17 protein-coding genes are annotated in these 22,938 nt (G+C 63.5%); 5 read left to right on the top strand and 12 right to left on the bottom strand.

Features of this window, described 5'->3' with window-relative positions; all coding sequences use genetic code 11:
* Window positions 1-160: 160 nt before the first annotated feature.
* From BMY67_RS00680 to BMY67_RS00705, 6 genes are all read right to left on the bottom strand, one after another.
* Window positions 161-2,656: a penicillin acylase family protein gene (locus tag BMY67_RS00680; RefSeq protein WP_092767337.1), complete on the bottom strand. Its 2,496-nt coding sequence runs from the start codon at window positions 2,654-2,656 to the stop codon at window positions 161-163.
* A gap of 201 nt (window positions 2,657-2,857) precedes the next feature.
* Window positions 2,858-3,436: an acyloxyacyl hydrolase gene (locus BMY67_RS00685; RefSeq protein WP_092767339.1), complete on the bottom strand. Its 579-nt coding sequence runs from the start codon at window positions 3,434-3,436 to the stop codon at window positions 2,858-2,860.
* A 149-nt stretch (window positions 3,437-3,585) separates the two neighbouring features.
* Window positions 3,586-5,025, bottom strand: coding sequence for a TolC family protein (locus BMY67_RS00690; protein WP_092767341.1), 1,440 nt, complete (start codon window positions 5,023-5,025; stop codon window positions 3,586-3,588).
* Complete coding sequence (locus tag BMY67_RS00695; protein ID WP_092767343.1) at window positions 5,018-8,215, bottom strand: efflux RND transporter permease subunit; 3,198 nt, start codon at window positions 8,213-8,215, stop codon at window positions 5,018-5,020. Before BMY67_RS00695 ends, BMY67_RS00690 begins: the two co-directional genes overlap by 8 nt.
* An 84-nt stretch (window positions 8,216-8,299) precedes the next feature.
* A complete protein-coding gene (locus tag BMY67_RS00700) occupies window positions 8,300-9,382 on the bottom strand; it encodes an efflux RND transporter periplasmic adaptor subunit (protein ID WP_092767345.1) in 1,083 nt (360 codons plus the stop codon).
* A gap of 399 nt (window positions 9,383-9,781) precedes the next feature.
* Window positions 9,782-10,597 (bottom strand): septal ring lytic transglycosylase RlpA family protein, encoded by an 816-nt coding sequence (locus tag BMY67_RS00705; protein ID WP_092767346.1) that lies wholly within the window; start codon window positions 10,595-10,597, stop codon window positions 9,782-9,784.
* A gap of 541 nt (window positions 10,598-11,138) precedes the next feature.
* Here BMY67_RS00705 and BMY67_RS00710 point away from each other — a divergent pair.
* Complete coding sequence (locus BMY67_RS00710) at window positions 11,139-12,053, top strand: DUF72 domain-containing protein (RefSeq protein ID WP_092767348.1); 915 nt, start codon at window positions 11,139-11,141, stop codon at window positions 12,051-12,053.
* Between the two features lie 174 nt (window positions 12,054-12,227).
* Complete coding sequence (locus BMY67_RS00715; RefSeq protein WP_092767350.1) at window positions 12,228-13,253, top strand: Atu2307/SP_0267 family LLM class monooxygenase; 1,026 nt, start codon at window positions 12,228-12,230, stop codon at window positions 13,251-13,253.
* A gap of 97 nt (window positions 13,254-13,350) precedes the next feature.
* Here the strand turns inward: BMY67_RS00715 and BMY67_RS18720 are convergent, their stop codons facing one another.
* Together BMY67_RS18720 and BMY67_RS18725 are read right to left on the bottom strand one after the other, a co-directional pair.
* Window positions 13,351-13,701, bottom strand: coding sequence for a hypothetical protein (locus BMY67_RS18720; protein ID WP_143069649.1), 351 nt, complete (start codon window positions 13,699-13,701; stop codon window positions 13,351-13,353).
* On the bottom strand, window positions 13,698-13,844 hold the full coding sequence (locus BMY67_RS18725; protein ID WP_177189631.1) for a hypothetical protein: 147 nt from the start codon (window positions 13,842-13,844) through the stop codon (window positions 13,698-13,700). The genes BMY67_RS18720 and BMY67_RS18725 overlap by 4 nt, the downstream gene beginning before the upstream one ends.
* A gap of 169 nt (window positions 13,845-14,013) precedes the next feature.
* Here BMY67_RS18725 and BMY67_RS00725 point away from each other — a divergent pair, with 169 nt between their 5' ends.
* Window positions 14,014-16,107 carry a matrixin family metalloprotease gene (locus BMY67_RS00725; RefSeq protein ID WP_177189632.1) on the top strand — a complete coding sequence of 698 codons (2,094 nt, stop codon included), beginning with the start codon at window positions 14,014-14,016 and terminating at the stop codon, window positions 16,105-16,107.
* Window positions 16,108-16,226: 119 nt separating this feature from the next.
* Here the strand turns inward: BMY67_RS00725 and BMY67_RS00730 are convergent, their stop codons facing one another.
* A complete protein-coding gene (locus BMY67_RS00730; RefSeq protein ID WP_092767356.1) occupies window positions 16,227-17,174 on the bottom strand; it encodes a 3-oxoacyl-ACP synthase III family protein in 948 nt (315 codons plus the stop codon).
* Between the two features lie 160 nt (window positions 17,175-17,334).
* On the opposite strand from BMY67_RS00730, the gene BMY67_RS00735 reads away from it, so the two are divergent.
* The gene (locus BMY67_RS00735; protein WP_092767358.1) at window positions 17,335-17,925 is read left to right on the top strand and encodes a hypothetical protein; all 591 of its coding nucleotides are present in this window, start codon (window positions 17,335-17,337) and stop codon (window positions 17,923-17,925) included.
* Window positions 17,926-17,976: 51 nt separating this feature from the next.
* Here the strand turns inward: BMY67_RS00735 and BMY67_RS00740 are convergent, their stop codons facing one another.
* The 3 genes from BMY67_RS00740 to BMY67_RS00750 form a co-directional block, all read right to left on the bottom strand.
* Entirely contained in the window at window positions 17,977-19,263 is a 1,287-nt protein-coding gene (locus tag BMY67_RS00740) for a hypothetical protein (protein WP_092767360.1), read from the bottom strand.
* 164 nt (window positions 19,264-19,427) lie between these two features.
* Window positions 19,428-20,144 carry a head GIN domain-containing protein gene (locus BMY67_RS00745; RefSeq protein WP_092767362.1) on the bottom strand — a complete coding sequence of 239 codons (717 nt, stop codon included), beginning with the start codon at window positions 20,142-20,144 and terminating at the stop codon, window positions 19,428-19,430.
* Window positions 20,145-20,262: 118 nt separating this feature from the next.
* Window positions 20,263-22,314: a M13 family metallopeptidase gene (locus tag BMY67_RS00750; protein WP_092769515.1), complete on the bottom strand. Its 2,052-nt coding sequence runs from the start codon at window positions 22,312-22,314 to the stop codon at window positions 20,263-20,265.
* Window positions 22,315-22,452: 138 nt separating this feature from the next.
* Here BMY67_RS00750 and BMY67_RS00755 point away from each other — a divergent pair, with 138 nt between their 5' ends.
* Window positions 22,453-22,881 (top strand): hypothetical protein, encoded by a 429-nt coding sequence (locus BMY67_RS00755; RefSeq protein ID WP_092767364.1) that lies wholly within the window; start codon window positions 22,453-22,455, stop codon window positions 22,879-22,881.
* Window positions 22,882-22,938: the final 57 nt, after the last annotated feature.

The following is a 22,938-nucleotide window of genomic DNA, read 5'->3' on the forward strand; positions in this document are numbered from 1 at the left end:
GAATTAGGCGGGCCAGCTTTTTCGGTTCCCTGGGGCTGAAGCCCTGGGCTGGTTAGCGGGTTGTTGAAGGCGAAAGAAAGGATAGGGAAAGCGGCTGTTTCTGCTCCGTAACCCAAGGCTTTAGCCTTGGAAAATCGGGTGGCAAGGGCGTTGGGCCGGGCTACTTCTCCAGCCGCCAGGCGGCTTGCAGGCGGGGGTGGTTTTCGTCGGCGGCCTGCAGGAATACCAGTTCGTCGAGTTGGCCGGTGCGCCAGCTTTCGAGCATGTCGTCGTAGTACACCGAGGCAGGGTTGCCGCTCTGGCCGCCGGGGAAGATGCCGTAGGCACGCACCGGCGCGGCCAAATCCACGACCATGCGCCAGGAGGGGCCGTTGCGCGGGCCGGTGGCGTTTACGCTGCCGGGGCTGCCGCCGCACCACACGTCGGTGTGGCCGAAGCCGGGCAGCTGGGCCAGGTGGTTGATGTCGGTGCTCTTTTGGTTGGCCCAGGCCCATTGGGGGCCCATTGGGCCGAATTTGCGGGTGAGGGAGTCGAGAGCGAACCGGAATGAGGCGGCCAGCAAGTCGGGGGCGGTTTCCTTTGGCGGGGTACGCCGGTCGTCGAGCCAGGGGCTGGCGGGTTCACTAAGCAGTAGGTGGTTGGTCCGGTCGCGGGCCGGGAAGCGCATTTCGAGGCCGGTGGCCTGCTTGCCGAAATCGTCCTCCCACAGCCGCCGCAAGAGGTCCTGGTACCACAGCTCGAACAGGGTGGCCGCCACGGCATCGGGGCCGTAGTGGTAATCCCAGCGAGCCAGCAGGCGGCGGGCGGCCGTTTCGGGCGCGGCCGGCGTGGTAGCAGCAGCAGTGGCCGCCGCAGTTGGGCCAGCAGACGAAGCAGCAGAAACAGCCGGCAGATTCGCCAGCATCCAGGGCAGCATCAGTTGCGCGTTCAGGCCCAAATCGTCGTTCTGCAAAACCCGGAGCGTATCGGCGGTGGCGCGGCGCATGTGGCTTAGCTGCTGGTTGATGCGGTGGGCCCGGTCCCAGGGCGCGTAGTCCCAGCCCAGATAATACGGGTAGCCGGGCCCGGCCGAATGCTGGTTGGCCGACGACACGTAGCCGCGGGCCGGATTCAGCACCCGCGGGGTCTGGCTCATGGGTATCCAGCCCGGCCAGTCTTGGCGCGGGTCGGAGCCGTCGAGGATGAACTTGCCCTGCTCGGCGTACTTGAGCGGGAAGCGGCCGTTGGGCCGGATGGCCACGTCGCCCGTGCGGCTGGCGAAGATGAAGTTCTGGGCCGGCGAGGCGTAGGTGCGCAGGGCCCGGTCGTAATCTTGGTAGTTGCGGGCGTGGTTGAGCTTCACGAAGGCCAGCACCTCGTTGGCGCCGGCCGCGTCGTGGGCGGTCCAGCGCAGGGCGTGGCGGATGGGGGTTTGCTGGTTGAAGACCTTTTCCTCGTGGTCGTACACCACCGGGCCGTGGTGGGTGTAGAGGACGGTATCGAGGCGGTCGGGCCGGCCGCGCACGGCAATGCGCTCCACTACCCGGCGCACCGGCTTCCAGCGCCCATCGTGCCAGTACTCGCGGCGGTCGGCGTCCTTGAATTTCAGCTGGTACCAGTCGAGCACGTCGCCGCCCACGTTGGTTACGCCCCAGGCCACGTCGGCATTAAAGCCGATAATAACGGCCGGCGCGCCCGGAATCGTCACACCGTACACGTTCTGGCCCGGCCCATGCAGCTGCACCTGGTACCAGATGCTGGGCAGGTTGAGCTGCAAATGCGGGTCGTTGGCCAGCAGCGGCCGGCCCGAGGCCGTGCGCGAGCCCGCCAGGGCAAAGTTGTTGGAGCCCAGCTCGGCATCGGGCTCCCGGCTGGGCACGAGGCCCGACACGGCAGCGGCAAACGGCGCGGGTACGGGCGGCACCGGCAGGGGCCGGAAATCCAGCGGCGTGCCCTCCGGCACTACTGGGTCGGCGCGGAAGGGGAAGTCGGGGAACAGGTCGCGGGTGACCTCAGGGCCGTATTTGCTCAGGATGTTGCTCAGGCGCAAATCGTCGGAGCGGCCGCTCAGGTCCCAGGCCATGAGCTTGAGCAGCAGGGCGCACTTGAGCGGCTGCCACGGCTCGGGCGCGTAGTCGAGTAGCTTGTACTCAAACGGGTACTCCTTCGGGCTCAGCTGGCCGATGTAGGCATTCACGCCCGCCGAGTACGACTCCAGCACCAGCCGGGTGGTGTCGTTTTTGAGCATCTCGCGCAACGAGTTTTCGGCCCCGAACGGCAGGCCCATGCGGCGCTGAAACCGGTCGTACTCCAGCGCCCGCTCGCCCACCACTTCCGAGATGCGGCCGGCCGCCACGCGGGTCATGAACTCCATCTGCCAGAGCCGGTCGCGGGCCGTGAGGTAGCCCTGGGCGTAGTAGAGGTCGTGGTCGTTTTCGGCGAAGATGTGGGGCACCCGCCGGTCGTCGAACCGCACCCGCACGGGCTGGTGCAGGCCGGGCAGGTGCAGGGTTTGCTGGGTAGGGAAGTCGGCGGCCGTTTCGCCGTTCTGCCAGAAGCCCTGGTAGGGGCTCAGCAGCCGGGCCACGGGCGGCACGTCGCCCTGTTTGGTATTTAGTACCCAGGCCAGCACAACGGCCGAGAGCAGGGCCAACACAGGTTTCAGCCAACGCAGCATAAGCAATCCGGGATTTCGCGGAGCCGGAAGGTAGTAAATGCCGGGCGTTGTTGCAGTTGAAAGAGCGAGTTACGCTATAAACCACAAAGCTCCGGTAGAGTGGTACCAGCCGTTGAACGGCTGGTACCACTCTACCGGAGCTTTTACAGGTCATGGGCAATGGATGCGTGCCGGAGCAGGCCGCATCAGCCTACTCCTGCACTAGTTGCGGGGCAGGTAGATGCGAAAGCCCAGGTTGAGGGAGAGGGCGCCGTTGCCGGAGTTGTAGTTGCCGCTGGTGCGCCGGTAGGCCAGCAGGCCCTCCAGGCCCACGGCTGGCGTGATGAAGTAGGAGTAACCCAGCCCGGCACTGGCCGCAAAATGTACGTCGGTGCTGGAGTAATTTGTTCCGCTAAAATCAGTTTTAGCGCGCGCACTGGTAAGCAGGCCGCCGGCGCTGAGTTCACCAAAGAGCCGGTGCTTGCTTTCCGAGGGCAGGTAATAGCGCAGCCAGGGCAGCACGCCCACGCTCAGGGTGCGGTTATTTACCTCGCCGTAGCCGCTACTGCTGAAGCGCTGGTAGCCGATTGGCACCGCAGCCCCCAGGGCCAGATTATCAGCCAGGAATACGCCCGCCGTCGGAATCAGCGTCCCGGAAAAGCTCTTGATCGGTCCGGACTTCTGATACGTGAAGTTGCCACCGCTCAGACCCAGCACGCGGGTGCCCTGGGTGGTTTGGGCCTGGGCCGCACTACCGGCCAGCAAGGTGGCTGCCAGCAGCGGCAGAAATAGAATTTTCATCGGTAAAATAAGCTAGTAAGTAGTGGAAAGATGCGCGAATAACGGCCTTTAAAAACGAAAATTGCCCCGCCCAAACCGTTGCAGCGGGTAGGCGGGGCAATTCGAGAGGCACTGGGCAGGAAGCCGGGAGTGATACCGCTCTTTTTCCCTTAGTTCCAGCCGCCGCCCAGGGCGCGGTACACGCCAACCTGGGCGTTGAGCTGCTTCATCTTCAGCTCAATCAGGTCGTATTTGGCTTCCAGGGCGTCGCGCTGGGTGAAGAGCACCTCGGTGTACTCGGCGCGGGCCGAGCGGAACAGGCTGTTGGAAATGGTAACCGACTGGTTGAGCGAGGTCACGGCGCGGGCCTTTTCGTCGTAGCTCTGGCCCAGGTTGCGCAGGCTGGCCAGCTGGTTGCTTACTTCTACGTAGGCATTCAGCACGGTGCGCTCGTAGTTGTAGGCGGTCTGAATCTGGGCCGCGTTGGCGCTGCTGTACACCGATTTGATACCGTTACGGTTGATGAGCGGGGCCATCAGGTCGCCGGCCGCCGAGAACAGCAGCGACTGGGGCGTGGTGAACAGCAGGCCCGGCTTGAAGGCCTCGAAGCCGGCCGAACCGGTGATGCGCAGCGCCGGGTAGAAGGCGGCGCGGGCCACCTGCACATCGAGGTTGGAAGCCAGCAGGCGCTGCTCGGCCTGCCGGATATCGGGGCGGTTCTGCAGCAGCTGGGCCGGTACGCCGGCGCGCACCAGCCGGGGCGGCGCCAGCGCATTGAACGAGGAGTCGTTGCGGGCTACCGGCTGGGGGTAGCGCCCCACCAGGAAGTTGATGCGGTTCTCGGTTTCGACGATCTGCTGCTGGATGGTGAACTGGTTGCTGAGCGTGTTGTGCAGCTGGGCCTCGAAGCGCTGCACGGCCAGCTCGGTCACCCGCGCCGACTCCTTCTGCAGCTTCACCAGCTCCAGAGCGTTGCGCTGAATCTCGATGTTCTGGCGCGTAATGGCCAGCTGGCTATCCAGGGCCAGCAGCTCGTAGTACGAGGTGGCTACTTCGGCAATCAGGTTGGTGACGGTGAAGTTCCGGCCTTCCACGCTGGCCAGGTAGCGCAATGCCGCCGCCTTGCGGGCGTTGCGCAGCCGGTGCCAGATGTCCACTTCCCAGCTCGCAAACGCCCCAAGCTGGTGGTTGGCCAGCGGCTCGGGGTTAACGTGGTCTTCCCGGATTCTGACCTGCTCCTCAGTGGCCCCGCGCAGCGTGTAGCGGCCGGGCCGGTCCACGTCGGAGCGCACGCCCACGCCCAGAAACGGCATATACTCGCCCTTGCGGATCTGGATTTCGTTTTTCGAAATCTGGATTTCCTGCAGCGCAATGTTCAGCTCCTGGTTGTTGCGCAGGGCCGTATCGATGAGGGCCGTGAGGTTAGGGTCGGTGAAAAACTCCTTCCAGCGCAGCTGGGCGGTGTTGGTACTGTCGGCCAGTGGGGTGCCGTAGTTGGCCGGCACCGCGTGGCTGGCCGTGCGGGGCACAATGCCCGGCGTAACGCAGCCCGCCAGGGCCACCGCGCAGGCGGCGGCCCCCAAAAAGTTATACAGGCTCTTCTTACGCATGAGTGGCAACTTGTTCTTCTTCGATTACGGTTACGTGGGGCTCGAATTCGGAGAGCGGGTTCTCGTTTTCGTCCTGGATGAGCTTGCGGCCGGCGGCCATGGTCCCGAAGATGTAGTACAGCCCGGGCACGATAATTACGCCGAACACGGTGCCGAACAGCATACCGCCCAAAGCGGCCGTACCGATGGTGCGGTTGCCGATGGCGCCCGCGCCGGTGGCCAGCACCAGCGGAATCAGGCCGGCAATGAAGGCGAAGGACGTCATCAGAATCGGGCGGAAACGGACCTTGGCACCCTCAATAGCGGCGGCGCGCACGCTCATGCCTTCCTCGTGCTTCTGCACCGCGAATTCGACAATCAGTACCGCGTTCTTGCCCAGCAAACCCACCAGCATCACCAGCCCCACCTGGGCGTAGATGTTGTTGGCCAGGCCCATCACCTTGATCAGCAGGAAGGCCCCGAAGATGCCCGCCGGCAGGCTGAGCACCACCGCCAGCGGCAGCAGGAAGCTTTCATACTGGGCGGCCAGCACCAGATACACGAAGCCGAGCACGATGATGAAGATGATGACGGCCTCGTTGCCGCGGCCCACTTCGTCCTTGCTCAGGCCGCCCCAGTCGATGTCGTAGCCGCGGGGCAGGGTTTTCTTGGCCACTTCCTGCACCGCCTTAATGGCCTCGCCCGAGCTGAAACCAGCGGCGGCGTCGCCCCGAATGGAGGCCGTGGTGTACATATTGTAGCGGTTGATTTCGTTGGCGCCCTGGCTCTTCTTGATTTTCATGAAGGCCGAAAACGGTACCATGTCGCCCTTGTCGTTCTTCACCCACATGTTCAGGATGTCCTTGGGCAGGCGGCGGTATTCGGGCGAAGCCTGCACGTACACCTTGAAGAAGCGCTGGTACTTGATAAAGCCCAGCTCGTAGGTCGAGCCAATCATGATGCTGAGCGTGTTCATGGCGTTGCCGATGCTCACGCCCTTCTGCATAGCCAGCTGGTTGTCAATCTGTAGCTCGTACTGGGGGTAGTTGGCCGAGTAGAACGTGAACAGGCCCGATAACTCCTTGCGCTTGCGCAAGTCCTTCATGAACTGGTCGTTGACCTGTTCCAGGCTCTTGTAGTCGCCGGTGTTGGTTTTATCGAGCAGCTGCAGCTGAAAACCGCCCGCCGCGCCGTAGCCCGGCACCGCCGGCGGCTCAAAAAACTCGATGGTCGCGCCCGGAATCTGCTTGGCTTTTTCCTCCAGCGCTAGCACAATGTCGTGGATGGATTCCTTACGCTCATTCCAGGGCTTGAGGTCGATCAGGCAGGTGCCGGCGTTGGAGCCGCGGCCCTCGGTGAGCACCTCGTAGCCGGCCAGCGTGGAAATGCTGGCAATGCCGGGCACGTCTTTGGCCAGCTGCTGCAGCTCCTGCGAAATGGCGTTGGTGCGCTCCAGCGTCGAGCCGGGCGGGGTCTGGATAATGGCGTACAGCAGGCCCTGGTCTTCGCTCGGAATGAAGCCCGAAGGCAGGGTGGTGGAGATGCCGAAGATGCCGAAGCCGAAAGCCGCCAGCACCAGGAACGTCACCACCCGACGGTCGACCACTTTCTCCAGGAAGCCCACGTACACGCCCGTCAGGCGTTCGAAGCCGCGGTTGAACCAGTCGATGAACCGGTTGATCGGCGACTTGGAGCGGGGCTGGCCGTGGTTGTTCTTCAGAATCATGGCGCACAGCACCGGCGTGAGCGTGAGGGCCACAATACCCGAAATGACAATGGCGGAGGCCATCGTAATCGAGAACTGCCGGTAGAAAATGCCCACCGGACCGCTCATGAAGGCAACCGGCACGAACACGGCCGTCATCAGAATGGTAATGGCAATAATGGCTCCGCTGATTTCGCCGATTACTTCCTTCACCGCCCCAAAGGGCGAGAGGTGCTTTTCTTCCATCTTGGCGTGCACCGCTTCCACCACCACAATGGCGTCGTCGACTACAATACCGATGGCCAGCACCAGCGCGAACAGGGTAATCATGTTAATCGTGAGCCCGAACGCCTGCATGGCCATAAAGGCGCCAATCAGCGATACGGGCACGGCCAGAATCGGAATCAGCGTCGAGCGCCAGTCGCCCAGGAACAGGAACACCACCAGCGCCACCAGAATAAAGGCGTCGCGCAGCGTGTGCACCACGTTTTCGATGGAGGCGTCGAGGAAGTTCGACACGTCGTAGCTGATTTTGTAGTCCATGCCGGGGGGCATGGTTTTCTTCAACTCCTCCAGCTTGGCCTTCACCTCGGTAATCACGTCTTTGGCGTTGGAGCCATAGGTTTGCTTGAGCACAATGGCCGCCGAAGGGTAGCCGTCGAGGTTGGAGTAAATGTCGTAGAACTCGGAGCCCAGCGACACATCGGCCACGTCCTTGAGGTGCAGGATTTCGCCGTCGGGGTTGGCCTTCAGAATCACGTTCTTGTACTGCTCCACATCATTAAAGCGGCCCTGGTAGGTAAGCACGTACTCCAGCGCCTGCGACTGGCCCCCGTCGGAGCGGCCGATGCGGCCCGGCGAGCCAATCACGCTCTGGTCATCGAGGGCCTTCATTACATCGTCGGCCGAGATGTTGTAGGCCCGCATGCGGTCGGGCTTGAGCCAGATGCGCATGGCGTACTGGCGGCTGCCCAGAATGGAGGCCCGCCCGATGCCGTTGATGCGCTGAATTTCGGGCAGCATGTTCACGCCGGCATAGTTGAAGAGGAACTTCATGTCGGTGTTCTTGTCCTTGCTGTACAAGTTCACATACATGAGCATGTTGGGCACCACGCGGTTCACAATCACGCCCTCGCGCTGCACCAGCACCGGCAGGCGGTTGATAACCTGCGCAATGCGGGTGTTCACGTTCACCACGGCCTGGTCGGGGTCGGTGCCCAGGTTGAACACAATCTGAATATTGGCTTCGCCCGCACTCACGGCGTCGGCGGTCATGTACTTCATGCCCGGCACGCCGTTTACGGCCTGCTCCAAGGGTATCAGCACCGATTCGGTGAGCACCTTGGCGCTGGCGCCGGGGTAGGCCACGCTCACCATTACCATGGGCGGCGAAATCTCCGGAAACTGCGAGGTGGGCAGCGTATTCATGGCCAGCATCCCCAGAAAGACGATGACAATGGAAATGACGATGGCAAAAACCGGCCGTCGAATGAATTTACTGAACATAGGTTTGCGCTTGTTTTAAACTAAAAGGCAAAGTCATCCTGAGCCAGGCGAATTCGCCTGGCTCAGGATGAGACTGTTCTGCTGTTATTCCGAGTGGGTGCCCAGGTTGGCAATTACCTGCTTGGGCGCCTCGTAAGTGAACTCGATTTTGTCGCCGTCCTTCACTTTGCGGATGCCTTCGAGCATGAACTTGTCGGTGGGCTTGAGGCCGCTCTTCACGATGTAGAGGTCGGGCATCTCCGAGGCGATGGTGATTTCGCGCTGGTGCACCACGTTCTTGCTGTCGAGCACGTACACATACTTCTTTTCCAGCACCTCGTAGGTGGCTTTCTGCGGGATGATGATGGCGTGCTTGAGCGGTACGGTCATCAGCACGCTGCCCGTTTCGCCGCTCCGGAGCAGGCCTTCGGGGTTGGGGAAGGTGGCCCGGAAGGCGATGTTGCCGGTTTCGTTGTTGAAGTCAGCCTCGATGGTCTGCACCACGCCGGGGTACTTGAACTGCTCGTTGTTGGCCATCAGCAGGTTCACGTGCGTCTGGTTGTCGGATTTGGCGTTGGTCTTGTAGGACAGATACTCGGCCTCGGGCACGTTGAAGTACACCCACATCTTGCTGTTGTCGGAAAGCGTCGTCAGCAAATCACCCTCATCCACCAGGCTGCCCTGCCGCACCTCGAAATGGTCCATGATGCCATCGAAGGGCGCCTTGATAGTGGTAAACGACAGGTGCGTTTTGGCCAACGATACCTCGGCCTGGGCCTTGCCCACCTTAGCGGCGGCCAGGGCCAGCTCGCTCTTCGATACCACGTTGTTGTCGGCCAAGCGCTTGGTGTTCTGGTACTCGATGCCCACGTAGTTGGCCTCAGCCTCCGAGCGTTTCAGCTCAGCCTGGTACATGAGGGGCATAATCTGGAACATCAGCTGGCCCTTCTGCACTGTCTGCCCTTCATCCACGTAGATTTTCTGCAGATACCCTTTCTCCAGCGCCCGCATCTCGATGTGCTGGATGGCATGAATCTGGGCCACGTACTCTTTCGTGATAATGGTGTCTTCCAGCATGGGGCTGGTCACCAAGTATTTTACAGCTTCTTCCTTGGCTTCTTCGTGCTTGGTACAGCTGGTGCCGCAGCACAGGGCGCCGAAGCCAAGCAAAACGAGGTATTTCTTCATGAACGGTTAGCTACTACGGTTGCTGATGAGGTGATGCGGCTAGCGGCCCGCACTCGGCAGCGGCAAGCCACTGAAAGCTAGCCCGCTACTGTCCGGCCCGGAATCTGAATCAGAGAAAAATCCAGTTGCTGCCCGACGGCTTCGGGCATTAAACGGCACAAAACAAGCACTGGCTTCATGAAGCGGATGTGAAGCCCCCAACCCGTTACCTCTAAAAATTATTTTTTTTAGCAGTGATTATCAGCCCGTTTCCTGCCCGCCGGCCTGGTGGCCCGAAGCCCGGAAAGCCCGTCGCGCCGCCTCCCGGAAGGGAAGCGGCGCGACGGGCTTTGAGCGCAGCAGCAGGTGCTGGCAGCTGTTGAGGTTTGGGCCGGGCAGTGATGCCCTAGCAGGGGTGCCCTACAGGTTTTCGGTCTGGCGCACCAGGCTGGCCACGCCGGCTTTGGCCAGGCGCAGGCGTACGGCGTTGGCTTCGGCAGCGGTGGCAAAGCGGCCTACCACCACGCGGTTGAGGGTTTTGCCCTGGGCCGAAGCGCCGGTGAGCGTGGTAATAAACAGCGCTGGCTCCAGGCCCTGAATCTTGTCCATTACGGCGCGGGCGTTACGCACGTCGCCGAAAGTGCCGGCCTGCACTACGAAGGAAGCCGTGGGCTCGGCCCGCAGGGCTACGTCGGTGGCCTCGGTGGTGCCGGGCACAATGTTGGTATGCAGGGCGGCCAGTTCGATGGGGTCGGCAGCCAGGGCCTGCAGGTCGTCGGGGGCGTCGGTGGGGCCCAGGGGCGTGGTGGCGGGCACCACTTCGGCCACTACTGATACGGCGCCGTGCGTGACGATGCCCAGCGGGCGGGCCGCTACTTCGGCCAGATCGAGGATGCGCTGGTGCCGGAACGGGCCGCGGTCGGAAACGCGCACCACCACCGATTCGCCGGTTTCGGGGTTCGATACCCGTAACCGGGTGCCGAAGGGCAGGGTTTTGTGGGCGCAGGTGTACTGGTTGCGGTCGAACCGCTCGCCGCTGCTGGTGCGGCGGCCCTGGAATTCGCGGCCGTACCAGGAGGCCCGGCCCCGCAGAATAGTGCTCTTTTTGGCGGTAGTGGCAGCTTTTTCGTCGTCCGTCGGGCGGGCGGTTGCGGCCGGGGCCGATTGCAGCGTCAGCAGGGCCGTCAGGCCAACTAGCAGCAGGCTTGATACATACCGTCGGTAGAGCACTTTCATCCGGGAACCAGTTGGTGAGTGCGACAAATCTAGAAGGGTCAACCAAAGCAGCGCTTACATACCAAATCGGGGCCGGGTAGGCTGAGTTCGATAATTGACCTTTTCTTATAATTCTTGTATTTAAATTATTTAAGATAAGCTGGCCAAATACGCGTTTGTGTTTAGTTGATACGCATTTTGCACTCTTTTTAGATGATAGGAGCGTTGCCGGAGAAATGCGACTATCCGCCGGAGAAAAAATTCGGGCCTCCCGTCACCAAAGCCGTTAGCAAGCCGGTTGCAAAAGTCAAAGAAATTAGTTAAGAGCAGTAGGCAGCTGCCAGGGGTAAGTTGCCGGCAATAAGGAACGTCATGCAGAGCGCAGCCGAAGCATCCCTGCCGTCATGCTAATCCTGTCGACTGCAACGAGCGGTAAAGATGCTTCGACGCCGCTCCGCTACTGGCTCTGTGCGCCACATGCTCCGCATGACGTTCCCACCGGCAACCGGCAATCAACAACCGGCAACTACTCCTGGCAACGCACAACTGATTACCTTCGGGGATGGATTTTGGCCGTCTTTCCGACCTGCGCTACGTTGATTTCCGGCTGCCCGCCGACCACCCCGAAACGGCCGTTGTGCTGGCCCGGGCCCTGCCCACGCAGCCCGCCCCGCCGGCCGTGTACGTGGGCTGCCCCATCTGGACCAACAAGGCCTGGCTGGGGTCGTACTTCCCGCTGGGCATCAAAGATGCTGATTATCTGCACCATTATGCCCGGCAGTTCAACAGCATCGAGCTCAACACCACTCACTACCGCATCCCCGACGCGCCCACCGTGCGCAAGTGGCGCGAGGCGGTACCCGCGTCGTTCCGGTTCTGCCCCAAAATCCCCCAGATTATCAGCCACGACCGGGCCTTGTACAACGCCGACGACCTGACAACGAGCTTCTGCCGGGCCTTGGAGGGGCTGGGCCCCACGCTGGGCCACGCCTTTCTGCAGCTGCCGCCCACCTTCGGCCCCGAGCACCTGCGGCGGCTGGAGCGCTACCTGGTCGATTTCCCGGCTTTCGTGCCGCTGGCCGTGGAGCTGCGCCACCCCGGCTGGTTTTCCGATGCGGGCCTGCTGGCCAGCATCACGGCCATGCTCGAAGCCCTGAACAAGCCGCTGGTGATAAGCGACGTGGCCGGCCGCCGCGACGCGCTGCACCAGCGCCTGACTACGCCCACCGCCTTCGTGCGCCTCAACGGCCACGGCCTCATCGACTCCGATTTCCGCCGCGCCGACGACTGGGCCGCCCGCATTGCTGGCTGGCTCGAAGCGGGCTTGCACACGGCCTACGTCTTCATCCACCAGAAAGACATTCTGCATTCGCCGCTCTGGGCCGAGCATTTCCTGCGCCGCCTGCACGAGCTCACCGGTATGGCGGTGCAGCCGCCCCGCGTAATTCCGCAGCCGGTGCAGGGCAGTTTGTTCTAAGCGGGATGACAAGACGCATCTATGCGTCTTGGCATTGAACGGTATTGTTGAAGGGCTCTAGCCGCGCAATTCGCTTGTTTTATTTAACACGCAGTTCCACAGACCGTTTAACTACGCCATTCAACGCCAAGACGCAAAGACGCGTCTCTATAACCCCTCAAAAGCACAAAAAATATGGAAATCGGTATTGACTCCTTCGCCATGAACCTGCTTGATAGCGGCACCGACGCGCCCATTGATGGGACTAAGGCCGTTAGCCAACTGCTCGACCGGATTGTGCGGGCTGATGAGGTGGGCCTCGATATTTTCGGGCTGGGCGAGCACCACCGATCCGAATACCTCGACTCGGCCCCGGCCGTGCTGCTGGCCGCCGCAGCCGCCCGCACCAAGCGCATCCGGCTTACCAGCGCCGTTACGGTGCTGTCGGCCGCCGACCCGGTGCGCGTGTTTCAGCAATACGCCACGCTGGATTTGATTTCGCAGGGCCGGGCCGAAATGGTGGTCGGCCGGGGCTCCTCGATTGAGGCGTTTCCGCTGTTCGGCTTCGATCTGGACGATTACGACGAGCTGTTTGCCGAGAAGCTGGGCCTGCTACTGCAAGTGCGCGAGCAGGAGAAGGTGCGCTGGCAGGGCAAGTTCCGGCCGGCCCTCACCGGGCAGGGCGTGTACCCGCGCCCCATGCAGGCGAAAATCCCGATCTGGCTGGGCGTGGGCGGCACCCCCGAGTCGTTTGTGCGGGCCGGCACGCTGGGCTTGCCGCTGATGGTAGCCATTATCGGCGGCGATACCCACCGCTTCCGGCCTTTAATTGATTTGTACCGCGAGGCTGGCCGCCGGGCCGGATTCACGCCCGAGCAGCTGCCAGTGGGCTTGCACTCGCTGGGCTACGTGGCCGAAACCAGCGCCCAGGCCGCCGACGAGGCGTTTCCCGGCTACGCCCACACCTTCAGCAAGCGGGCCCGCGAGCGGGGCGGCCCCGCTATTACGCGCCCCCAGTTTGATGCCCAGCTTGGCCCCCTGGGGGCCCTGCTCATTGGCAGTCCGGAGGAAGTAGCGGCCAAGATACTCCGCCACTCTGAGGCGCTGGGGGGCATTTCGCGGGTGACCTTCCAGATGGATATTGCCGCCGTGGGCCATGAGAGGCTGCTGGCCGCCATCGAGCTACTCGGTACCCGCGTGGCGCCGTTGGTGCGCGCCTAGCTGTTTCGGGCCTCGGTCAGAGAAAAGCGCCCCACTCCCCGGTATAAGCCGGGAGTTGGGGCGCTTTCTTGTGCTGGTGGAATGCCGGCGGTGGGGGCTACTTGTTGGCCAGGCTGAGTTTTACGCCCAGCTCGAAGCCCAGGCCCAGCTCGCGCCGGGAGGTGCCCATTGTGTAGCAGGCCATGCGCGGGTTGGCCAGTCCGCCGCCGATGTAGGCGTCGAGCAGGCCGCGGCTGCCCAGGCGCCGCTGCACGCCCCACTGCAGCGTGAGGCTACTGTAATCGTAGACCAAGTGCTGCTTGTCTAGGAGGTATAGCGGGTGGGGTTGAGGTAGTTGTTGAGTTGCAGCGCCACGCAGGGCCCCTACGTGGCGGCCCTTGGCCTGGCGCTGCTGCCGGTGGTAATAGTGGCGGATACCGGCATCTATGCTTACGCCCCGAAGGTTCAAGCCTTCGCGGCGGCCGGATCCATCGGGGCCTCGGCGGGTGCGGGCGCCGGGGTGGTGGGCACCTGCTGGGCAGCAACCGGGGCAGTGGTAATGAGTAAAGCGGCTGCGGTCAGGCCAGCGGCGGGCAGCAAGGGGATACGCATAAAAACAGGGCCCGATAAGAAGATTCAACCTCAGGAGTTCGGCCCGGCAATGAGAAGTTGCATCCGGCGGTGGCCAGTTTGTCTGCAGTGCCCCGGGCCGGGTAGTGAAGCGGTGAAATACAGTATCTTGAAGCCGGGCCGGCCGGCCTGTTTCCGCACGTATTCCCGTATGAAGTTTCCTGTCCTGTCTCTGCCGTTGCTGCTACTGGTTCTGCCGCTGGCCGCCCAAACGATGCCGCCGCCCGCCAACCCGGTTCCCGCCCCGGATACCCACTGCCTGCTCGTGCCCCTGGCGCCCGCCCAGCGGGCCACCCGCGCCAGCCGCATTGTGGAGGCCCTGGTAACCAGCAGCCAGGGTCTGCGGGCCATCAACGGCCGGCTCTACACCCGCCACCAGCTGCGGGTATTCCGCCAGCTGAAAGGCCCCGCCGACTCGGTGCTGACGGTGTTTACCGAGGGCGGCACGCTGGGTATGCGCCGCGAGGTGCTCACCAACACGCTGCAGCTGGTCCCCGGCGAGCAGGGCATCTTCTTTCTGGAACCCGCCGCCGGGCCTGCCGGGGCCGGCTGGCAGGTGTACGGCAGCCAGCAGGGCTTTATCCGCTACGAGCTGGCCGACCTGACCGCCGCCGAGCCTTTCCGCCGCTACCGCAGCCCCGAGCAGGCCCTGGCCGCCGTGCCCGTTGCCGCCGCGCCCCGGCTGGTGCAGCTTAACCCGGCCCTGGCTGCCGCCCGGCTCCGGCTGGCTGGCTCGGCAGAGGCGGCCCGGCCCCAGGCCGTGCTTATCAGTGGGCTGAGCCCACTCAGCCTGTCGGCCGGCACCGGCGCGGTGCTCACCATCACGGGCAGCGGTTTCGGCAGCAGCCGGGGCACGGGCAGCGTGGAGTTCCGCAACGCCGACGACGGCGGCAGCACCTTCACCAAAGCCAACGACGACGATTACCTGACCTGGACCGACACCCGGATTCAGGTACGGGTGCCGGCCCTGAGCGCCACCGGCAACCCCGCCGGCAGCGGCCCGGTTCGCGTAACGCCGGCCGGCGCCGGCCAGCTGCCGGTAGCCAGTTCGCAGATCCTGACCGTGGTGTTTGCCGCTACCAACGTGCGCGACACCAAAACCAACCAGCGGGCCGTGCCCGCCCACCGCGACCTCGATGGCATGGGCGGTCTTACATTCCGCTTCGAGCCGGGCTTTGCGGCCAACCCCGCCGCCACTGCGGCCTGGCAGCGGGCCCTGAACAGCTGGCGCTGCCAGACCGGCATTAACTGGCAGCTGGGCCCGCCGCGCACCACCTCGGGCGTGGCCGACGACGGCATAAATTCGGTGGGCTTTGATACCGGTACCCCGCTGCCGGCCGGGGTGCTGGGCCGCACTACCAGCTACTACGAGGGCTGCTACCGCCCCGATGGCTCCGTGGCTTTCTATGTGCACGAGGTGGATACGGAGTACGATGACGCCGCCGACTGGCAGTTCGGGCCCGCCGCGCCGGTTGGTGCGCAGCTCGATTTTGAGTCGGTGGCGGTACACGAGCTGGGGCACGCCCAGCAGCTTTCCCACCTGATCCGGCCCACGGCTATTATGCACTATGCCATTGCCCGCGGGCAGCGCAGCCGCACGCTAAGCCTCAGCAGCGACGTGGCCGGGGGGCGCTACGTGCTGCGCACCCGCAGCTTCGGGCCCGACGTATGCGGCCCTCCAGCCATGCTGCCCGCGCCCCTGCTAAGCCAGCAGGCTACGCTGGCCGCCGGCAACACCAGCGTGGAGTGGGCCACCCGCGACGAGTGCAATGTGACGGGTTTTCTGCTGGAGCGCGCCCCGCTGGATACCACTGCCGGCTGGCAGCGCGTGGCCGAAGCAGCCGCCGGAGCCACTGCGTACCGTGCCCTCGACCCCGCGCCGCTGCCCGGCCTGAGCTACTACCGCCTGCGGGTAAGGCGCCCCGACGGCTCGTTGGATGCAGCCCGGGTACTGCTGGTAAGCGACGTGGCCGGCGCCCAAACGAGTCTTACCGTGTTTCCTAATCCGCTGGCAAGCGGCGAGCCGGCGCTGCGCCTGCAGTACGGGGCCGGCCCTGCCGCCGGCTCCCTCACGTTGCGCATTTACGATACCGTGGGCCGCTCCCTCGGGAGCCGCCGCCTCGACTACACGGCCGGCCTGAACCTGCTCCGCCTGGCCGTTCCCGGCCTGCGCCCCGGCCTCTACCTGCTGCGCTGGACCGACTCGAACGGCCCCAAAGGCACCACCCGGCTGGCAGTAGAATAGGTGATTTGGTGAGATGGTGAAATGGTGAACTGCCGTTCCAGGGGCCTGATTGCGCCATTTGCGCCGCCAGGCCCCCGGAACGTCAGCTCACCATTTCACCATCTCACCAAATCACCATCTCACCGCTCCAGCAGCATGGCGCCGTAGGAGTAGCCGCCGCCGAAAACCGTTACCACTACCTGGTTGCCGGGGCGCAGCTCGGGCCAGGTGGAGGCCAGGGCAATGGCGGCACCCGCGCAGCCGGTGTTGCCCAGGTCCTCAATGTTGGACACGGCCCGCTCCTCGGGCAGGCCCAACTGCTGGAGCACGTTTTTGGTGATGCGTAGGTTGGCCTGGTGCGGAATCAGGTAGGTCAGCTCCTCGACTGATACAGCGTTGCGGGCCAGGATTTCCTGCGTTACCCGGGTCATGTAGGTGCAGGCGTGGATGAACACGTCCTTGCCGTAGGGCATCACAATACCGCGCTCCACGGGCTTGAGCGTCACCGACTCGTCGGCCTTGCCGATGTTGCCGGCCCCGCCGGTGCGGATGTCGCGCACCCGCAGGTCGGTGGGGGCGAGGCGCTCCTTGGAAATCAGCAGGGCCGCCGCGCCGTCGCCCCAGAGGTGGCCGGCTACGGTATCGTCTTCGTTGTTGTAGGCCGTGTTGTGCTCGCTCACAATCACCAGTGCCCGGCGGGCTTTGCCCATGGCAAAGTAGCCCTCCACAATCTCAATGGCGTTCAGCAGCGACGAGCAGGCCGAGGAAATACTCACGACCGGAATATCGGACACGTCGATTTCGCGCTGCACGGCGTGGGCCACCGTGTAAATGGTGTCGTGGGGCGTGTAGGTGCCGGCCACAATCAGGTCTACGTCGGGGGCGGCGAAGTCGGAAGTCTGGGCCAGCACCCGGCGCGTGGCCTCAATGGCCATGGTATTGGTGTTTTCGCCGGGCGACGCTTTGCGCCGCGCCCGAATACCGGTGCGCTCCGTTATCCACTCGTTGGACAGACCGTTGAGGCGGGTGAAATGGGCGTTGTCGATGACGTCGGCGGGCAGGTAGGCCGCGACCTGATGAATATACACGGGTGGGTGGAGCGGTAGAGGGGGGGCGAAAAAATAAGGCTGCAAGGTACGCGGTTTGAGCAGAGCACTACGTTATTGCGCCTTACCGACGTACTTTGTACCTCGCTGGTTGCCTCAACGTGTCGCCCCGCGCTGGGTTCAACTACCCATTCATAAGATTATGACCTTTCCGTATTTTGCCTGCCCGGCCAGCCGCCGCGCCGGCGTATTTGCCGGCCTGCTACTAACGGCCGCCGCCACACTGACCCCAGCGGCCGCCCACGCCCAGAAGTATATCACCGCCGCCGGCCTGCGCCTGGGCGGAGGCCAGTACGGTCTCACAGTACAGCAGAAAATCCTTCCCAAAGCCACGCTCGAAGGCCTGGCGCTGGCCAGCTCGCGCGAAATAAGCGCTACGGTACTGGCCGAGCGTCACTTCGGCATCCTGGGCCCCAGCCTCAACTACTACCTCGGCGCCGGCGGCCACCTCGGCCACCACAAAGACGACGGCACGTTCGGCGGTTTCGATGCCATCATCGGCGCCGAATACAAAGTGGCCTTCGTGCCACTGGTGCTCAGCGTCGACTTCAAGCCCACGGTCGAAATCAACTCCGCCGACTGGGCGCGCTTTCCCACGGCCTTCTCCGTGCGCTACATTATCATCAAGGAGAAAACCAGCTTCCTGGGCGGCATCTTCGATGGCAAAGACAAGAAAAAGTCTAAACCTAAAAAGAAGGAGAAAGGCAAAGGCGGCGGGCTGTTCGATTTTTAAAGTAGCAAGGGCTGCGTACCCGGGGCGCGCCGGCCCTGAGCAATTGGCCTACTATTCCTTAGCTAGCGTGGGGTAGAAGACCAGTTGGTTATCGCCCTGCAGCCAGGTGATGCCCTGCTGGCAGGGATGCAGTTGGCGCACGGCCTTACTGGCCAGCGGGTGCCACGCGGCGCCATCGGTACGGGTTTCCAGCACTTCGCCGGTGGCCGTCAGCAAGTAGCCGGTAGCGGCGCCCGGCACAAACGCCACCTGCTCGAAGCTGCTGAACGGCGGAACCGTTACGGGCTGCCACTGCCCACCCCGGAAGCGCAGCAGCCGCTTAGTGGGCAGCGCGGTGTATACCAGCCTGTGGTTGCGCAACTGCGGCTTTCGCCCGGCCATGGTCACCCAGATTTCGCCCGTGCGCGCCTGCGAAAGCGACTCCACATCAACCGTATCGGGCGTGTTGATTAGCCGGGTGGGCGACTGCAAGCTGGCAGGCAGCACGTAGATGTTGCCCGGCGTGCCACTCATCACACCGTTGGGGAGAGTGGGCATTCGTTCGCTGCCAAACACATAAAGGGCCGAATCCAGGGCCGACACCAGCAGGCCGGTAATGCCCCGGCTTACGCCAATCGTGTAGGGCCGCTGCTTGGAATTGTTGGCCAGTTGGGGCGTGCGCGTGGCATCGGTACCGTAAATAAAAATGTCGCCGTCGCCGTGCAACGCAATAGGGCCCTCCTGCTCGTTGGCGTAGGTGCCAACCAAAAAATTACGGCCCATGGGGGCCAGGGCCGTCGGGTAGAAGTTGGTGGGCAACTGCTGCGTTTCCCAGTTGCTGCCATGGTCGTCGGTAAGCGCGATAAAGGACTTCTGGCCCTTATTGGGGAGGTAGATATGGGGACTTGCCTGAGTACCCAAAGGGTTGTGGGTGAGTAGCATGGTGTGGGGCGAGCCGGGGTCGGGGGTACGGTACTGCTGCCAGCCGGTACACGAAACCAGCAGGCCCCCGCACAGCAGTAGCATGCCTAAACCGAAAAAAAACGACCGGACCAGCGGCCGGTGCTGCCCTCGCCAGGCCAGCCACAGCAGCAGAGCCAGTGGCAGGGCCGCCGCCCCAACGGCCCCCTGGCGCACCGGCGGCTCCGGAGCTTGCGAAACTCCCACCAGCGCCCCATGGGCCGGGTTGCGGAAGTAGAAATGCGAAACGCTGAACTGCGGGGGCGTGGCCACCAGCGTAGTGCGCTCACCCGTAAAACGATACAGCTGCCCCGCCTGGGTGAGGACGTAACCGGAAGAATCGGTTAAAAACTGGAAGTCCTTTAGGGGCGGAAGATCAGGAAACGTAAAAGTTCGCATGGTAGCAATAAGGGTTTCGGCAAAGGCTTATTCAGATGATGGAAGGGCCGCTTTATGTCTGGTTTAAACGATGCTATATCAATCGTAAAGCCTGCATCCGAAGCTGCAGCAGTGCGGCTTCGGATGCAGGCTTTATGGTTCAAAGGGCTGCAATTCGGGATTTTCTACAGCTTGTGTACCCGGCCGCTGCCGGCCGTGGAGCTGCTCACGCGGGGGTTGCCGCGCACGTACACGCTGCCCGAGCCGGCCAGGCGGGCGTCGAGGGTTTCGGTGGCCTGCACCCGGCAGCTGCCCGAGCCGGCTACGCGCACGTTGCAGGTTTTGCTTTGCAGCTGGTCGGCCTGCACGCCGCCCGAGCCGCTGATGCTGATTTGCTGACTCGCCACGCTGCCGCCGCCCACTTTCAGGCTGCCCGAACCCGACACCGACGAACTGAGCTCATCGGCCGTTACGCCAGCCAATTGCAGGCTGCCCGAACCCGCCACGGCCAGCCGCAGCTTGCCGGCCCGGATGGGGTCGGCGGCCCGCAGGCTGCCCGAACCGCCCACCGACAGCGCCGTGACGGTGGGCGCGGTAACGTAGATGGTTACTTTGCTGCGGAAGCTGTAGGAGTTGATCAGGCGGTTTTCCCGCTTGGTATTGATGCGCAGCTGGCCGTCTTCAACGATGGTTTCGAGGTGGGCCAGATCCTCAGCGTCGCCCTCTACTTCCACCTTCTGGGGGCTGCCCTGGCGGAAGATAACCTGCATCGGGCCGCCCAGGCCCACGGCGGTGAAGGGCGCTACGGTGCGCGTTTCGCGGGTGCTGGCGGCAAAGCTCTGGAAGGTGGTCAGCAGCAGGGCCAGCAGCAGACCGGGCAGCAGAAAACGAAGGCTTTTCATGGCGTAAGGGGGTAAGGTGGAAGGCTTGCAGGGGTAGATGCGGCGCCGCGGGCAGCCGTTGCCCGGCCCCGAAAAAAGCGCGCCGGCTGTACTGGTCGGCCGGCGCGTTATTTTCGAATTACCAGATTTTCACACGCGCCGAATCGGGCCGGTAGAACTTGTCGCCGGGCTGCACATCGAAGGCCTCGTAGAAGGCCGGCACGTCGGCGAAGGGGCCGTTGATGCGGTACTGGGCCGGCGAATGCACGTCGGTGAGCAGGGCCTGGGCCAGGTTTTCCTGGCGCTGGTGCACCTGCCAGCCCAGGGCGTAGCCTAAAAAGTAGCGCTGTACCGGCGTGAGGCCTCCAATTTTCTCGCCCTTCTTGTACTGCTCGGTTTTCTTGAACGCATCGAGCCCGATGACGATGCCACCCAGATCGGCAATGTTTTCGCCGGCCGTGGCCTTGCCGTTGATGTGCAGCGAGTCGAGGGCCTGGTAGCCGTTGAACTGGCGCACAATGCCGCGCACGCGCTGGTCGAAGGCCTGGCGGTCGGCCTTGGTCCACCAGCTGCGCAGGTTGCCCTTGTCATCGAACTGGCTGCCCTCGTCGTCGAAGCCGTGGGTGAGCTCGTGGCCGATGGTGCTGGCCCCGGCGTAGCCGTAGATGATGGCGTCGTCGGCGTCGGCATCCAGCAACCCCGGGATGGAGAAGATGGCGGCCGGCAGCACAATTTCGTTGTTGCTGGGGTTGTAGTAGGCGTTGTAGGTCTGGGGCGTCATGCCCCACTCGGTGCGGTCGACGGGCTGGCCGAGCTTGCGGGCCTCGTAGCGGTAGCGCCACTCGTTGGCCCGCATCACGTTGGCGGCGTACGAGTCGCGCTTGATTTCCAGCGACGAGTAGTCTTTCCACTTATCAGGGTAGCCCACCTTGCGGCTGATTTTGCCCAGCTTCACCAGCGCCTTCTGCTTGGTCGAGTCGCTCATCCAGTCCAGCGCCCCGATATGCTCGCGGAACGAGGCCATGATGTTTTCGGTGAGCTTTTCGTAGCGCTGCTTGGTTTCGGGCGTGAAGTACTCCTTTACGAATTGCTGGCCCAGCACCTCGCCCAGGGCATTTTCCTCGGCATCGAGCACCCGCTTCCAGCGCGGGCGCTGCTCGGTGGCCCCGCGCAGCACGGTGCCATAGAAACGGAAGTTTTCCTGGTCGAAATCGTGGCTCAGGGTGGGGGCGTAGGTGTGCACCAGCTGCCACTGCAGGTAGGCCTGCCAGTCGGCGAGCGGGGCGGTGCGCAGCAGGCGGCCGGCTTCGCGGTAGAACTCGGGCTGGCCCACAATCACGGTGTCGGCCTTGGCATAGGCCATTTCGGCCAGCCAGGGCTTCCAATTGAGGCCGGGCGTGAGGTTGTCGAGCTGGGACAGCGACATCTTGTTGTAGTTGGCGTAGGGGTCGCGCAGGGCTTCGAGCTTGCGCGAAACGCCGGCCAGCCTGGTTTCCAGCCCCAGCACCCGCTTCGTGCTGGCCTGGGCCGTGGCGGCATCCTGGCCCAGCAGCGCAAACATCCTGTTCAGGTGCTTCTCGTATTCCTGGCGGATGTTGGCCGTGCGCGCATCCTTGTTGAAGTAGTAGTCGCGGTTGGGCAGCCCGAGGCCCGCCTGCCAGAGCTGCAGGGCCATTTTGTCGCTGTTCTTGGCATCCTGGCCCACGTAGGGGCCGATGAGCGCATTCACGCCCAGCAGCTGCAGCCGCGCAATGGCCGACTGCACCCCCGTCACGGTGCTGATGTTGGCGATGCGCGTCAGCTCGGGCTGCAGCGGCGCCAGGCCCTGCTTGTTCACCGTGGCGCTGTCCATGCCCGTGGCCCAGAAATCACCGATTTTCTGCTCCGTCGAGCCGGGGGCCGCGTTGGCCCGGGCCGCGTCTTCGTTGAGCTTGCGCAGCCGGGCATAGATTTCGTTCTGCACTTCCTTGCCAATGCCCCAGCTGCTTTCCGAAGCCGGAATGGCGTGCTGCTTGAACCAGGCGCCGTTGGCGTAGTTGTAGAAGTCGTCGCCGGGCCGCACGGTGGTATCGAGGTTGGCGCTCAGCAAGTCGGGCCTGGCCGCGCCGGTTTTGGTGTTGGGGCCGCAGGCGGCCACGGCCAGCCCCAGCAGCGGGGCCGCCAGCAGGCCCGGACGAAAAAAGTGCTTCATATTTTTCGTTGTTTGTTTTTCGTTGCGCGTTGTTTGTTTGCCGGGGAAAGGTAACAGGAACGAGCGGCTAATCAAGCCCTTCCAAAAAACGCAACCCTGGGCCCGGAAAACCGAATAGCCCACCATCAAAAACGCAACGTGAATCATCTGCTGCTGCTCAACTTCGGCCTGTCTGCCTACCTCACCGGCCTTATCTGGACGGTGCAGCTCGTGCATTACCCCGGCTTTGCCCGGGTAGAACCGGCGCAGTTCGCGCAGTTTCACCGCGAGCATTCCACCCGCATGAGTTGGGTGGTGATGGCGCCCATGCTGCTGGAGCTGGGTGCGGCCGGCTGGCTGGCCTGGCAGGGCGCGGCCCTGAGTCCGGCCGCCCGCTGGGGCCAGCTGGCGCTGGTGCTGCTGGCCTGGGCCAGCACCTTTCTGCTCAGCGTGCCCTTCCACAACCGCCTCGGCCGCGACGGCTACAACTACATCAGCATCGACGGCCTGGTACGCACCAACTGGCCCCGCACCCTCGCCTGGACTGCCCGTGCCGGGTTGCTGGGCTGGCTGTTGTGGGAAATATGAGCGGTGTGGTGCCACCACTCTTTTCAGTCGTGGTACCACTATCGTTGCTGATGCCAG

Source organism: Hymenobacter actinosclerus, assembly GCF_900111515.1.
GTDB lineage: Bacteria > Bacteroidota > Bacteroidia > Cytophagales > Hymenobacteraceae > Hymenobacter > Hymenobacter actinosclerus.